Genomic DNA, 14,668 nt, shown 5'->3' with positions numbered 1-14,668 from the left:
TAAAAACTAAAAAGACAAAAGTCTTTTTATATTCTGTAAACATGGACATTTTTTTTTGAAGTCTGTTGCTGAAGTTTTAAAATCGCCCATCAATTTTAAACTGGAGTTGGTATTTATGAATCTCTTTCTACGACCACTGATTCCTATGGTATTTGTCCTTACTCCCTCTTTAGTTACCCAAGGCAATGATTTGTTTCGACAGCATGTAATTCAACAGCTTCAAGAAACTAGAAAATGTTTTGGCTGTAATTTATCGGGAGTTAACTTTTCCGGGAGAAACTTACAAAAAATAGACTTGCGATCGGCAAATCTTCAGGGAGCTAACCTGAAAAATGCTAATCTCCGATATGCAAATTTAGAGTGGGCAGATATTCGGAATGCAAATCTGCAAGGAGCCGATCTAACTGGAGCTATCCTCAAGAATACATTGCTAGCTGATGCTGATTTGCAAAAGGCAAATTTGGAAGCGTCTAACTTAGAAGGAACAGATTTTAGAAATGCCAATCTTAGCCATGCAAATTTAAGAAAAGCTTCAAAAAACAACGACGTTCAGGGTGGAAATTCTATAACTATCTGTGAAACAGTATTACCAAATGGAATGATATCAAATCGTTGTAATCATCAAACTTCATTTGAAAACCTTAAACACATTTTATGAAATCAAAAGAGACGATATTTGTTATTCCGACTCATCGCCTGAGAGATGTAGCACAGACCATCGAAAAGTATGATGAGAATTTCCGGGCAAATGGTCATGCTGTAAAAATTATAGTTTTTGATGATTCTAGCGTTGCCAACCATGAAAAATATTACCCACTTTTGGAGCAGACTAAAACAGTCAATGATGTGTATTATGTTGGCCCCCAACAAAAAGAGCAATTTATTACATTTTTAAATGAAAGACTGCGCGATCGCAAGCTAGAATCACTCGTCAAAAACTTATTCCGACCTAGTTATGGAGGGAATCGCAACTTCACGCTAATGTATACCCTTGGTCATTTAATGGTCAGTGCAGATGATGATATGCGACCAGATGCATTAATTGAAACTAGCCCAGAATCTTTAACAGGCGATGAAATATGTCGAGGAAAATTAATCAAGTCCACCCAACAAGGCGGCTATGTCCATAAATCTTTTGACTTACTCACAGCTTTTAGTGATGTTCTAGGTAAAAAAGCCAGCCAAGTACCAGAAAACTTCGAGGCTGGAGAATTGGTTGTTGATACAGCAATGGATTTAGAAACCAACACAACTAAAGGCTACTTTCGAGAAAACAGCCTCGTATTACAACAGGGAAGAGTCTTGAATAATGCGATCGTTAAGATTGCCCAGACTTTTCGCACAGGAACTAATGATATCGATACACTTGATTTTATTCACATGTATCTCAATGACGAAAATCAAATCAGTCCAAATGACCTAAATGATTTTTATATTCTGACTAATTTTCGACCTGTCATTACCAACAAAAACTGGAGAATGGATTGTGGAGTTGCTGGATATGATAATCAGCTAGGTTTACCACCTTTTTTTCCTACTCGGCTCAGATTTGAAGATTATATCTACAGAATTTGGATACAACAAGAGGGTATTGCAGCTGCACACGTTGATGCTGTCCAAAACCATATTAGGAATAACTATATGCGTAATCCTCTCGCTAGTGAACTCTTTAATGAGGAAATATGCAGTCTGCTGAAAAAGAAGATTAAGAGCAGTGTTTATCATCTTGATGACCTGGGAATCAAGTTTGATTACTCTGGCGAGGTTACATTGCAAGACTCTGAGGAAATCTTAGAAAAAATTTCTGCTATCCACACTCAGGTAGTTAAAGCCTCCATGTCTGCCGAAAATGAAGAACGTAAGCAGTCACTTCAACTATTTGCTGAGAATTTACCCTGAGTATTTTATGGATTTGAACCAGACTTTTTTCAGCAAAACGTTTCCAGAATTATTGATGATGTCATTAGCCAATTTCACGGTTCTCTAGAAATATGGCCAACTCTAGTAGAAATCTGTTACTTTTACAAAGACAAAAAGGATTTACCACAAATCAGGGTTAAAAACAAGAAGGTAAAGTCTAGAAATAATGCCAAATCTAGCGAAATTCTCGTATAACTTTAACCTTTGTTAGATTACAATATCTTGCGGCGATCGCCATTAAGCAGATTGTGTTTCTGTGAAAAGTAGCAGAGTCCAAGTTGTAGGTTCTGCCTCGGTTTGCTTGCTTATACTTACCCGCCATTATGCAACACCGAGGAAAAGCCTACAGTTCAGCCTGCTTGCAGTGAGCGAGATTTTTGCTCCGATTCCAAGCTAATAATACAGGCAATCAACCACACTAAACCTGCCCCGTAGCCAGCTGTGACATCAGTTAGCCAATGTACACCAAGATAAAGCCGACTGAAACCGATCGCAGCAATTAAAATAATAGTCAAACCATAAATCCAAAAGCGCCATTCAGGAAACTGCTTTGCCAGAAGATAGCCGGTAAAACCGTAAATCACTATCGAAACCATTGCATGGCCACTAGGAAAACTGTGTTGACCCACCTTAATAATATGCTTCCACAGGGCTGGACGCGCTCTACCAAATAATAATTTCATCAAACAATTTAGTAAGATTGCACCGACTCCAGCGATGCCCAACATAGCTGCTTCTCGGCGACGATTATAAAATAACGGACTAATCGCCAGCCCCAAAGAAGATATCAGCATTACTACTGGATCGCCCATAAAAGTGATACTAAGCATGATGCGATCGCGCAGTGGTGTATGCAACCTCTGGATCAACAGCAAAATGGCTTCGTCAAGATTATATGCGTACAACAGTCCGGTGACGCATACAAGAGCGCCAACAGCCCCCAATACCGGAATAAGTTGACTACCTGTTTGGTTTAATTGTCGCTGCATAGATATTTGAGGCAGTACGGCTAAATCAGATATGTTTCGATTATTAGCCCCAACGAAAGCAGTATTTTCTTTAATAACTGCGGCAGAAGCAAGTGATTTACTGCTTTTTTGCCGATAATCTAAGAGGATGTCTTGAATGAGGAGAGCGATCGCCTTTAAACTTTTATCTGGATGAAAGATAACAAGAACATTCCCTGTGTAACTATTAGCACTAGCTCGTGAGATTATTTCCTTTTCTAATAATCTCGATTCAAGATATTTTTTAAGAGCTTCTGAATGATAAAGCCCATTTACCTTATATCTAGCTCTTCCTTTAACAGCAGTATGTATTGCTTGAACCCAATGGTTTTGATTAGAAAGTTTATGAAAGTGAGGATTACCCATTTGTTATTGATAATAAAATGCTTTGACTGAACGCTAGTAGTCTGTCCCAAAAATTTTGAGAGGTTAGTGGTGTTAAGATCCCGACTTCTTGAATAAGTCGGGGATCTAGTAGCCCCGCAAAATTAATGGGACATTTTTATTTACAGGTGTTCGGTACATAGACTTATTGACATGTAAGGGTTTTAATGGCTTACAGTTGAGTTACTATACTCTCAATTAGTAAAATTAAGAGTATGTATGAATTTACTTGATGCCAGTATTGCCCTGATTTCATGCAAGCTTTGCTTATTTATTTTACTTAATTTCTAGGTATGTGTTTATGCAGCAAGGGTTAAGGTTACTAATTGAATTGGTACTAGAGTTTGCACCTGTTGTTGCAGAGCTAGTACAAAAGAGAAGTCAAGATTTAGCTCTGAGTAAATATGAACCGATTGAAGTAATTCCCGAAATACTCAAAGTTCTAAATCCTTCAAATAAAAAAAGTAGTTATTTTGAAGACTTTGAGCAAGAAAGAATTTTCCAACAGCAGTTAGTAGCCGACAATCACCAAACGCAATTAAGAATAGCTGCCCAAGAGCGAGAAACATCACTCAAGTTGCCAGAAGAAGTCAATAAAATTCTTGATAGCTGGCCCTTAAGATTATACCCTTCACAGATTTTAGACCACACCAATTATGAGCGCACTCCACTAAAAATTTTTATAGCTCCTCCTCAAGTACATTTTGACCAATTTAACGAGAATAGACATGAAACAATTTACCAAATTGAGTTAATGTTGGCTGAAGGATTACGAAATTTTCTCAACAAGCATTACTCTCTAAACAGTCAAGTTAGACCAACAGAATTATTGGCAGGAGCTTGGGATAGTAAACGTTTTCACAGTGAATCAAGTATTAAGGCTCTGTTTGGAATGTTGAAAACAGAGCCTATTTTGATTTTAGAGTCAGAAAATGACGGAGATTATTTAAATTTTCGGATTGCCTACTGGGGTTTGGGACAAGATAATTATTATTATAAAACAATTGCTCGTTTACCTTATCGAGAAATTTTGGAAGAGTCTGCTAAAAAACGAGCGTTAGAATGGAAAAAGATTAGAGATGAACTTCTGGCATTGGGAGAAAATTTAGAGAATATTAATCACATTGGCAAAGACAATGTTGTTAATTTGGCAATTTTAGAAAAGGCAGAAAAATGGAATGAAAAAGGAATTGATATTAGTAAGTTATCTTTACAATATCAAGTCAACCGTCAAGACTTTGAAAACCTTTGCCAGGTTTTGATTACCTATCACTGTTTGGTTGCAGGCTGGGTAGCGGATATTTATCACCTGGTTAATTATGGTGTACCTCCGTTACTACCAGAGTTGCTGCCGAGTTTGCTGTCAGATACTTTTGATTTACAATCAATAGAAGTTATCGCCTCTGGTTACAAGCAAGTTTACCAAGCTCTGGAAAATGAGCGTTGTTACTGGATTCCAGAATTGGCTTTGCAATTAGCCCAGAGTTTATCTCATTTAAGCGATGCCTACGGCGGTAAACTACGCTCTTGGGCAAATGAACAGCTTGATTATTCTGTGAATACATGGTTACAACTACGCCAAATATCACTACAGAATTCTACTAACCCGCTTCAGGCAATGCAATCAGCCGTCAGCATCAAAGATGAGGAATATGTAAAAAAGTTAAGAGAATATTTTGTTGCAGTCGGTGATAGTCAGAGTCTTGCTGATGTTGAGGAAATTTTGAATTGCGTCGCCAACCTCAAACACCAAGTTACACTACAACATATCGTTCTCAGTCACACCCTAATTGGACATTCAGAAAAGGTGACATCTGTCGTCATTAGTCCTGATTCTGAAAGTTTAGTAACCGGGTGTGCAGATAAAACCATCAAGGTATGGAATCTTAAAAGCGGCAAACTTATTCGCACCCTCACAGAAGATTTAGGCGAAATTTCCTCTGTTGCGATTAGTCCTAATGAACATTATCTCGCTATTGGTAGTTGCCAACATCCCAAAAGTAATGTTAAGGTCTACGACCTCAATTCTGGTAAACTAATTCACACTCTGTTAGGACATCAAAAACCGGTTAATTGCATCGCCATCAGTCCCGATGGACAAATTCTTGCTAGTGGCAGTAATAAAATCAAAATTTGGAATTTGCATAAAGGCAATGCCTACGGCGGGCTATGCCAACGCATTTGTACCCTTTGGCATTCATCCGCAGTTAATGCTGCTGCTATCAGTCCTGATGGTACAATCCTTGCTAGTGGTAGTTCTGACAACAAAATTAGGCTGTGGAATCCCCGCACAGGAGATCCATTACGCACCCTCAACGGGCATTTAGGTGGTGTGAAATCAGTAATCATTAGTCCTGATGGAGAGTTTCTCTTTAGCGGTAGCACAGACAAAACTATCAAAATTTGGCATTTAGCTACAGGTCAAGTACTACACACATTGACTGGACATTTAGAAGAGGTAAGATCCTTAGCTGTTAGTCCTGATGGAGAAATCCTGTTTAGTGGTAGTGCAGACAAAACCATCAAAATTTGGCATTTGCGGACGGGAGAGTTACTACAAACTATCACAGAACACTCAGGGGCAGTAAATTCTATTGCTATTAGCCGGAATGCCCAATTTCTTGCTAGTGGTAGTTCCGATAAAACCATCAAGATTTGGCAGATTAATTAAGCTTTTTAGTTACTCGTTTGGTGATTGTTTTTGGTTAGTTCCGTGCAATTTAATAAAACTATCAAAAGCATACCATGCTAAAACATACCAAGGAATCATTTCTAGCTGTAACCCTTTCTTAAATAATTGCCGTACCGAAAGACTAGCTAATCCCAAAGGGAAAAGAATTCGCAGATCGAAAGCACCGTGTGTTACCTGTTTGACGCGCTGGTTTAAGTCAACAATCGCGGATGATACTCCTGCTGCTGCTTCGGTGTTACCCTCGGAGACATCGGCAAAAATTATTCCTAAATCTTTAAGTGTTGCTAGCACGTTTTCTAGACTGCCATCTTTACCATCGTGATTGATAACAATACTGCCATGATGGACATTTGTCTTAACTTGAGTAATGTGAGAATTTGCTGACAAAGCATTGGCGATGCGTTGCATCTTTTCTGGTTGACGATGGGAATGAGCCACTCTCAACCGCAATCTTCCGGGGGTTGAACTTACAAATTTTGTAGATATCGATTGTGGTGATGTTTTGAAAGTGGGTTTGTCTATAATTTGCGGCATTTTATTGTAGGTGTTATAACCATTTGTCAACATGTAAGTACCTTGTTTACTTATATGATAGTGGTTTTTTTGTTATAGTTTGTTATCTAATATTTTGCATTAGGGACTTCCAAAAAATAAATTATTCTATTTTAGTAGAGTGCGTTAGGTAGAACATAGCAACGCACCTTACTAATACCAATTCAATTAATGATTGCAACACATCTTTGGGTAAAGACGCGATGAATCGTGTCTCTACAGATGGTTTATTTGTCGCATTCTTTTTTCAAATTGAATTTGATATTTTTGTAATTTGAAGTCCCCTATGGGGCAGTATAGTTGATTAAGCATTTCTTTCTTCTTTTTCTTTGCGTACTTGGCGTCCTTGGCGGTTCGTTAAAATTTAACTTGCTGATATAACAATCCTATTTGAGTTGTAGGAATTATCGAACCGCCAAGACGCCAAGAGCGCCAAGAGAAGAAGGAAAGAAGTTTACAAATCATTTAGGACTGCTATATGCAGATGAAATTATGCACCATTATCGGCGACATTATCGCCATTGGTGGCAGACGCTTCAAATACGGGGGTTTCTTTTTCTTCAGCAAGTTCTGCTCTGGCTTCGGCTACCATGTCTTCCCAGGTTTCGCCGATTTCTGCAATGGTTCCTTTGCTTCTTTCATAAAGACCAATTCCGCCTTTAATGACTGACTTGACTAAGGGTTTACCAACTCCAGCGACAATGGGCAGCAGAACAGGCGCTAAGAGGACTGCACCAATTCCGGCTATAATACCGGGAGCGCCTGCATCTTCAACAAAATCACTAATTTTAGGTGCCATGTTCAATTTTCTCCTATTAATTAAGAAATCTCGGAAGCTTTTCAAGATACTCTTGGCAGCATAGTTGCATCATCTTGCCGATGGTAGAGCTTTATGTTGACGACTTTTAAGAATTGGACGCAAACCGTTGACTCCAGCAACTACGGTTGAGCCATTGTTGACTACTGTTGCAGCTAAGGGGTTAAGACCAAAGAGAACGGCGATCGCTAATGCTGCTAAATTAGGAACAGCAACTAATCCTGTGTTTTGCCGAATCAATTGCTTGGCTTGACGAGCGATCGCGATCGCTTCTAATAAACCATGCAAGTCATTCTGCATCAACACTAAGTCTGCTGTCTCGCGGGCGATCTCGGAACCGTTAGCAAAGGAAACGGAAACATCGGCGTAGGCTAAAGCTGGCGAATCGTTGATCCCATCGCCTACAAATGCAACCGTCTTACCTTGTTCGTGCAGTTGGCGGACAACTGTTGCCTTTTGTTCTGGAAAAGCTTCTGCGTGAGTATGCGTCGGCAAAATACCAAGTTCAGCAGCAACGGCTGTAGCAGTTCGCTTATTATCGCCGGTGAGCATGTGAATTTCTACACCTTCGACTGTCGAAAGTGCTGTGATGACTTCCCGGCTTTCGGGACGGAGAAGGTCACTATATTTAATAATACCTTGAAGTTGACCGTTGCTGGCGACATAAATCGCTGAATTTGGAGATTTTTGATGACCATTTAACGCTTCGGTGTCAATGCCACTAGTACGTAAAAAGCGATCGCTCCCAACGTAAACTGTCTCTCCATCAATTAGAGCTTGTACGCCCAAACCTAGTTGATAATCCCACTTGCTACGCGGCAAAATTGCTACTTGCTCTGCTTGGGCATAGCGAACAATTGCTTCTGCTACTGGATGAGTTAAACGCTGTTCGGCGGCGGCGGCCAATTCCAACACTCGTAATCTTGAGGTTGCTGGATTAAGACTTTCCACACTGACAACATCAACTTCTCCCTTAGTCAGTGTCCCTGTTTTATCAAAAACTATGGTATCAACTTCTGCTAATTGTTCTAACGCCCGTCCGCTACGGATGAGAATCCCCCGTCGGGCAGCATAAGTTAATGCTGCTAAAACTGTTGTGGGGACTGATACTCGAATCCCTGTAGCAAAGTCTAGAGTTAAAACGCTGGCTGCCCGTGAAGGGTTGCGGGTTGCGGCAAATACTGCTCCACCAAGTAGCAAAGTTGGCACAACAGCTTTTTGAGCAAATTTCGTGGCATAATTCTCCATCCGGGTATCGTGGACAGGTGCTTCTTGCATTAATTTAATGCTCTGTCCGGCGCGGGTATCATTCCCTATCCATTCTGCAAGAATATAAATTCGTCCTTCTCGTACCAGCGTTGAGGCGAAAACTGGTTGTCCTTTTTTCTTCAGCACCGGCATCGACTCGCCAGTTAATTTCTGCTCATCTAGCAGGGCTTTACCTCGCAAAATGCTACCATCAACCGGCACTTGTTCGCCAGGGTAAACAATTACTGTATCCCCACGTTGCACATCTTGAATGGGAATTTGTACCTTTTCGCCATTGCGTTCCACCCAGACAAATTGTCCTAGAGAACTAAGTAAATCTAGAGTTTGTTGAGCAGAAGAACGAGCCGTGCGATCGCGGATATTTTCGCCGACTTCAATTAAACCCAGCATCAGCGATGGGGTGAGAAATTGCCCTTGGAAGGTAGTAATAGCGATCGCCATCAAATCCAAAAAGTCAATATTCAATTTTCGCTTTACCGTAATACCTTCCCAGGCTCGTTGGACAACCGGTAGTGTGGCAATGGCGATGGGAAGCACTACTATCAAAGGTGGGATCGGTAATCCTAACGGCCCTCCCAGTACTGCTAAAGTAGTGGCAACGGCAGAAAGTTGTAAACCTGGCCAAGATGGCTCTTTTTCGGTTTCTGATATGGATGTGGAATTTTTGAGAACAACTACAACACTTGCAGCCTGAATCAAATCGTGAAGGTGCGATCGCATCTTCGCATCAGAAACTTTATCAGATTTATAAGTAACTGCAACTGACATTGCCGCAGGCTTGACACGGACATTCTTCACCAGCGCATCTGCTGTTAACAATACTTCCAGACGCTTGGCATAATCTGCATCACGGCGTAAGCGAGGTACGCGAAACCGCAGTCTTCCCGGAGTTATATGGACAAGGCTGTAGGTAACGTTGGGAAGTTGTTCTTGAGATTGAGAGTGTCCATTAGTGTCAATTAAAGAAACTTTTCCATTCCCTTCCAACACAGTGAATTGAGATTTTGGGGGTGATGGTAGTTCCAGTGCTACTTTTGCCATTACTTTTCTTTAATCCAATAATTGTTACACTTCGATGAAAATCAGCCACCAATCTAAGTAGTCATTAGTCATTAGTCATTGGATATTAGTGTATGTTCCGTCCCTTGTGGGTGGAAAAACTTGTCTTTCATCTGACTAATTCAAACCACGTAAAAAAGTGGACATGGTTTCTCTTGCACTAATGACTAATAACTAATGACTAATGACTCTTGCGTTGCAGTTAGTTTGGTTATTTGTCATTTGCTGGATTAGTTAGCTTATCGCTGTGGCGGGATCATTGGCAGATTCAATTAGATTGGCTAGATGAGATATTGCTGCTGACAAAAAGCTTTGCACTTGCTTTTGAGAATCTCGCATCATTCCAGTTTTATAGGTAATGACAACTGATCTCGCAGCGCTATTAACTCGCTCACTGGTAACTGTAGAATCTGATTTGAGTAATGTCTCTAACCGTTGGACATATTTGGGATCGCAGGCAATTTGAGGCACACGAAACCGTACCCTTCCGGGAATTGCATGAGCAATGCTATAAGCTACTTTGGCAAGTTTTTTTGGTTGTTGAATTACAGAATTCGAGGATACCGAATTGCTTTTAGTCTTAGAGACTGACGCATCCGCAGAGGATAAGGAGAATGTTGCTGATTTCTGCTTTTGGGCTTCTCTTTTTGGCTTTCTATCCTGCTTGTCTTCTGTAATTGAGCATAGTTTGAATTGGTTTGCAGGTGCTGATACCACTTCTGGATTACCAGCCAACTGAATCAAATTAGCCAAGTGCGATCGCATGTCAACATCTGACATTACATCAGATTTATAGGTAATGGCAATTGACCCTACCATCGTAGTATTCACTTGCTGATTGATTACCAAAGGCTCATTAGCAAGCAAGGTGAGGAGACGTTGCACATATATTTCATCTTCTCTAATCTGGGGTATGCAAAACGCCACTTGTCCGGGAAATGCACAAATAATGCTATATGCTACCCTTGCAGGCGGCGTTACTGGGCAATTAGTCTTGTTTTTGACTGTTTGCTCTTGTTTTTTGTCTAAATTTGCTGCCGTTTCTAAATTTAAACCAGTCATAATTGCCCTCCAGTATTCCGCAATTTGAAACTGTATATTTAAGTTCCCAAGGGTAAGTTCGCCATAATACCTAATGAGAAAGACATCGCAGGCGATTTTAGGCTACTCCACAGACTAGATAGCTCTGGAGTTGTTTGGTTTGCTGTTGTTACGTCTGTAACTTCAGGAGTCTGACTAATTTCTTCTAGGGGTTGGTTAGCCGTTGTCATCCCTACTGTTGGTGGGTTTATCTCCAAAGCTAATTCCATCAGACTCACCCAATAAGATAATGGAATATCACGAGACTGATAAGCGATCGCAATCGATGCAGCGTCAAAATTTATACGCAGGCTGGTAACTTGAGCATCGGTTTTCACTATTCTCTCAAGCCGCCGCCCATAAGCTCGATCTTGGGCAATTTTTGGCACATTCAATCGAATACGTCCGGGAATTTGATGAACTACGCTGTAGTCAATTTTTGCAGGTGCTACTACCTTACTATTTTCTTGTTGGATAGTTGATTCGGATATATCACCTTTTATCGCCGAACTAGTATGATTAGCTTCTTTTTTTTCTAATGTCGGAACTTGAGAGCCAAGATAACCAATTACACCACGGGTTGCATCCGCCGCAATCATATAAACTGGAATCGATACCCAGCCATGAATTCCCAAACCTCCAGTTACCGCCAAGCCTGTCATCATCGGAATTAAGGAAATACCCTGCTCTTTCCAAAATGAAGGCGATTTCCAAGCTGCAAAGGGATCGGTCTTGCTAGCTGAATCAGATGAAGCCTGCGGCAGTTGGATATCAAGATCGGATTTTAGCGCCAAAATTTGTGGTAATGAGAGCTTATCTTTATCAAAATTAACTACCAAACTACCCGTTTGTTCATTTACGCTAACTTCCCTCACTCCTTCTATGGAGCGTAAATCTTGGGCTATGTTGTCTAATATTGAGTTAAGACTACTGTCAGTAGTACGCAGTCGCACGCGCCCGGTAGTTACATGAACTATTTGCAAGGCACCTGAAGGCTGTGCGATCGCTTTACTTGGACTCTGATTATCTTCGTTGCTTTGTGGTGTAGAGATTAAATTAGGAGATATTTTAGCAAAAATGTTTAATTTTTCACGATTACTGATATTTTTAGTCATTTATCCAATTAGCCAATAGCTGCATCAAGTCAAAGGTTAACAATAGATTAAATGTACCTTAAGGCTGCGGGTTAAGTGTGTGTCTTCCGAATTATTTTTAATAACGTTTTGTTATGAAAATGATTATTATAATCAAGAGCAACTATACAAAATTTTCAGGAAGGGATGGAAAAAAACAGGGATTCGGCCCCGTCTGTTGCCCTAGCTTCCCACTCTTGACGATAACTATACTTGTATAAAAACTAACCTTTGAGGAAATTCTGCAATACTATTGGTCAATCCTTGATGACTTTCAAGGGTAAGCAAACTCTTAAGAGCAAACGTGCTTCAGATAAGCTATGGCGAACAAAGCTATTTCCTATTTTCTATCCTTTATTCGAGAATTACAGCTTATATTATTCTTTATTCCCTTTTTAAAAAGGAGAATATAAGGGTTATCAGTTGGGTGGAATATATAGCGTTTCTCTGACAAATAAAATATATGTATGAGCTTGATAAGCTTGTCAATTAAGGGTTTAATCCACTAACGCCAGTAGGAACCGTTAAAATACTGCGTAGGTTTTGCCTAAAAAAATTATAAACTCTTAATTTAGTAAACAAGGCATCTACAAGACTTTACGAATCTTTATCTGTAACAATTTTGTGAGGCATATCTTAAAGTTACTGCAATCTGATAAGATTTCCAACAAGTACAATAACTGCTTGTTCTCTTTTTCTTGAAGCCAGTCATTTCGGGCCTTTTTTGGGAAAGGAAAATAAAAAAATGTCTAATCTATTGTGGAAAACTCTGGTACTAAGCCCAGTAGTTTTGGGAGTGACGGTGTTGGTTTCCGCTAGGGCTATGGCTACTAAAGTACCAGCCTCTTCTGAAGGTATAAAGGCAAAAGTTGCTCAGGCAGAAGCACCAATAGCTTCTAGCGCTTCAATATTCATCCAAACAGAGCCACTAAAAGTTAATCGGCAGTTGGTTGCCCAAAAGACTGATGAAAATAAGGTTTTAGAAGAAGTTAACCGCTATAGCAGTGAAGGCAAGAAGCAGAATTCACTGTCTCAAGTCACATCAGTTTCTCAGTTTTCTGATGTACAACCTACTGACTGGGCATTCCAAGCTTTACAATCCCTAGTTGAACGTTACGGTTGTATTGCTGGATACCCTAATAGCACTTACCGTGGTAACCGGGCATTGACGCGTTATGAATTTGCCGCAGGTTTGAATGCTTGTTTAGATCGGGTTAATGAACTGATTGCCACAGCAACGGCTGATTTGGTGACAAAACAGGATTTAGCAACCCTCCAACGTTTGCAAGAGGAATTTTCGGCAGAACTAGCAACTCTGCGTGGTCGAGTAGATGCTGTAGAAGCACGGACTGCTGAACTGGAAGCAAATCAGTTTTCGACCACCACAAAATTGGTGGGTGAAGCTATTTTTGCTGTTACTGATATTTTTGGCGGTAATACTGGCGATGCTAACAATACTGTCTTCCAAGATAGGGTACGTTTAGATTTGCAAACCAGCTTCACGGGTAAAGACGTTTTACACACTCGTCTTGCAGCCGGTAATGCACAAGCCTTCTCAAGAAGAGATAATGTTAATGGGGATCTCAATACTTCTGAAGGTACACAAACATTTCAACTCAACGGTGGAAGCACCAATAACAATGTCAATATAGATTGGCTGGCGTATTACGTACCCATCGGCCCAGCCCAAGTTTACTTGGCGGCTACCGGAGGTATTCATAGCGATTATGTTGCCACTAACAACCCTTACTTTGAGGACTATGATGGCGGTAATGGTGCTTTGTCTACCTTTGCTTCTGAAAGTCCCATCTATCGCATTGGTGGTGGTGCAGGTGCAGCACTGACTTTACCCTTTGGTAGCGGTGGCAGTTTTTTCAAACCAAGTTCACTGACTGTAGGCTACTTAGCGTCAAATGCTAATAATCCTGGCGCAAATCAAGGTTTGCTTGAAGGTAACTATGCAGCTCTTGGACAGTTGAACTTTAGTGTTGGCGATCGCTTGGCTTTTGCTGCTACCTACGTTCACGGTTATCATGGAGCCGGAAGCATTGGTTTATTTGATGCAGGTGGTGGTTTGACGACTGGTGCTAACCCTGTCGTAGGTACTAATCAAGCTAACACTCTCCAAAACGCATCTTCTAGTAATTCTTATGGCGTCTCGGCAGCCTTCAGACCCAGCGACAAACTGTCAATTAGTGGCTTCGTTTCTTACCACGATGTCACAGGCTTCGGTGCAAATGATGATTATGAAGCTTGGAGCTACGGAGTTGGGATAGCCTTACCTGACTTCGGTAAGCCGGGTAACGTTTTAGGTATTTTTGCTGGCGCAGAACCTTATTCCTTTAACCGGACAGGTTTAGCTCCTAATCTTGCTGGTAATGATATACCTTATCACTTTGAAGGCTTTTACAAGTATCGCGTATCAGATAACATTTCAATCACCCCTGGTGTTATCTGGTTGACCTCGCCTGGTCAAAATAGCGGTAACGACGATGCCATTATCGGTACGCTAAGAACAACTTTCACCTTCTAAAGGTTTACAGCAAAAGCGTCAAGAATGCAGAATTCAGAATTTTGAATTCTGCATTCTTCTTCAATTTTTAGTTTCTACTGTGTAGGCACAAGTCGAATTACCCCCCTTAATCCCCTCGTTTATTGGATGGTATTAACCCACTAATCAGTTCAAATTGCTTTGGGGTCAAGTTACTAGGGTAAACTTGGACAATCGTTGATTGAATTCGGGTAGTTGTTTATT

10 protein-coding genes are annotated in these 14,668 nt (G+C 40.6%); 4 read left to right on the top strand and 6 right to left on the bottom strand.

Going from position 1 to position 14,668, the window contains the following annotated elements:
* Positions 1-115: 115 nt before the first annotated feature.
* Complete coding sequence (locus CDC33_RS02765) at positions 116-658, top strand: pentapeptide repeat-containing protein (protein ID WP_109012412.1); 543 nt, start codon at positions 116-118, stop codon at positions 656-658.
* Positions 655-1,899 carry a hypothetical protein gene (locus CDC33_RS02760; RefSeq protein WP_244919116.1) on the top strand — a complete coding sequence of 415 codons (1,245 nt, stop codon included), beginning with the start codon at positions 655-657 and terminating at the stop codon, positions 1,897-1,899. The genes CDC33_RS02765 and CDC33_RS02760 overlap by 4 nt, the downstream gene beginning before the upstream one ends.
* A gap of 371 nt (positions 1,900-2,270) precedes the next feature.
* Here CDC33_RS02760 and CDC33_RS02755 read toward each other — a convergent pair whose 3' ends face one another.
* Positions 2,271-3,293: a phosphatase PAP2 family protein gene (locus CDC33_RS02755; RefSeq protein WP_109007194.1), complete on the bottom strand. Its 1,023-nt coding sequence runs from the start codon at positions 3,291-3,293 to the stop codon at positions 2,271-2,273.
* Positions 3,294-3,612: 319 nt separating this feature from the next.
* Here CDC33_RS02755 and CDC33_RS02750 point away from each other — a divergent pair, with 319 nt between their 5' ends.
* A complete protein-coding gene (locus tag CDC33_RS02750; RefSeq protein ID WP_109007193.1) occupies positions 3,613-5,982 on the top strand; it encodes a WD40 repeat domain-containing protein in 2,370 nt (789 codons plus the stop codon).
* 9 nt (positions 5,983-5,991) lie between these two features.
* Here CDC33_RS02750 and CDC33_RS02745 read toward each other — a convergent pair whose 3' ends face one another.
* From CDC33_RS02745 to CDC33_RS02725, 5 genes are all read right to left on the bottom strand, one after another.
* The gene (locus tag CDC33_RS02745) at positions 5,992-6,570 is read right to left on the bottom strand and encodes an HMA2 domain-containing protein (RefSeq protein ID WP_109007192.1); all 579 of its coding nucleotides are present in this window, start codon (positions 6,568-6,570) and stop codon (positions 5,992-5,994) included.
* A 475-nt stretch (positions 6,571-7,045) separates the two neighbouring features.
* Positions 7,046-7,354 carry a DUF5132 domain-containing protein gene (locus CDC33_RS02740; protein WP_109007191.1) on the bottom strand — a complete coding sequence of 103 codons (309 nt, stop codon included), beginning with the start codon at positions 7,352-7,354 and terminating at the stop codon, positions 7,046-7,048.
* A 69-nt stretch (positions 7,355-7,423) separates the two neighbouring features.
* The gene (locus CDC33_RS02735; protein WP_109007190.1) at positions 7,424-9,682 is read right to left on the bottom strand and encodes a heavy metal translocating P-type ATPase; all 2,259 of its coding nucleotides are present in this window, start codon (positions 9,680-9,682) and stop codon (positions 7,424-7,426) included.
* Positions 9,683-9,934: 252 nt separating this feature from the next.
* A complete protein-coding gene (locus CDC33_RS02730; protein WP_181373873.1) occupies positions 9,935-10,762 on the bottom strand; it encodes an HMA2 domain-containing protein in 828 nt (275 codons plus the stop codon).
* A gap of 38 nt (positions 10,763-10,800) precedes the next feature.
* Positions 10,801-11,895 carry an HMA2 domain-containing protein gene (locus tag CDC33_RS02725; protein WP_109007189.1) on the bottom strand — a complete coding sequence of 365 codons (1,095 nt, stop codon included), beginning with the start codon at positions 11,893-11,895 and terminating at the stop codon, positions 10,801-10,803.
* Between the two features lie 763 nt (positions 11,896-12,658).
* Here CDC33_RS02725 and CDC33_RS02720 point away from each other — a divergent pair.
* A complete protein-coding gene (locus CDC33_RS02720) occupies positions 12,659-14,446 on the top strand; it encodes an iron uptake porin (RefSeq protein ID WP_109007188.1) in 1,788 nt (595 codons plus the stop codon).
* Positions 14,447-14,668 lie beyond the last annotated feature (222 nt).

The organism is Nostoc commune NIES-4072, from assembly GCF_003113895.1.
Taxonomy (GTDB): domain Bacteria; phylum Cyanobacteriota; class Cyanobacteriia; order Cyanobacteriales; family Nostocaceae; genus Nostoc; species Nostoc commune.
This window is presented reverse-complemented; position numbering and strand designations above follow the sequence as displayed.

Bases quoted from the DNA above. Each gene is read 5' to 3' on its own strand.
- CDC33_RS02765 (WP_109012412.1), top strand. From the start codon at position 116: ATGAATCTCTTTCTACGACCACTGATTCCTATGGTATTTGTCCTTACT.
- CDC33_RS02760 (WP_244919116.1), top strand. From the start codon at position 655: ATGAAATCAAAAGAGACGATATTTGTTATTCCGACTCATCGCCTGAGA.
- CDC33_RS02755 (WP_109007194.1), bottom strand. From the start codon at position 3,293: ATGGGTAATCCTCACTTTCATAAACTTTCTAATCAAAACCATTGGGTT.
- CDC33_RS02750 (WP_109007193.1), top strand. From the start codon at position 3,613: ATGCAGCAAGGGTTAAGGTTACTAATTGAATTGGTACTAGAGTTTGCA.
- CDC33_RS02745 (WP_109007192.1), bottom strand. From the start codon at position 6,570: ATGTTGACAAATGGTTATAACACCTACAATAAAATGCCGCAAATTATA.
- CDC33_RS02740 (WP_109007191.1), bottom strand. From the start codon at position 7,354: ATGGCACCTAAAATTAGTGATTTTGTTGAAGATGCAGGCGCTCCCGGT.
- CDC33_RS02735 (WP_109007190.1), bottom strand. From the start codon at position 9,682: ATGGCAAAAGTAGCACTGGAACTACCATCACCCCCAAAATCTCAATTC.
- CDC33_RS02730 (WP_181373873.1), bottom strand. From the start codon at position 10,762: ATGACTGGTTTAAATTTAGAAACGGCAGCAAATTTAGACAAAAAACAA.
- CDC33_RS02725 (WP_109007189.1), bottom strand. From the start codon at position 11,895: ATGACTAAAAATATCAGTAATCGTGAAAAATTAAACATTTTTGCTAAA.
- CDC33_RS02720 (WP_109007188.1), top strand. From the start codon at position 12,659: ATGTCTAATCTATTGTGGAAAACTCTGGTACTAAGCCCAGTAGTTTTG.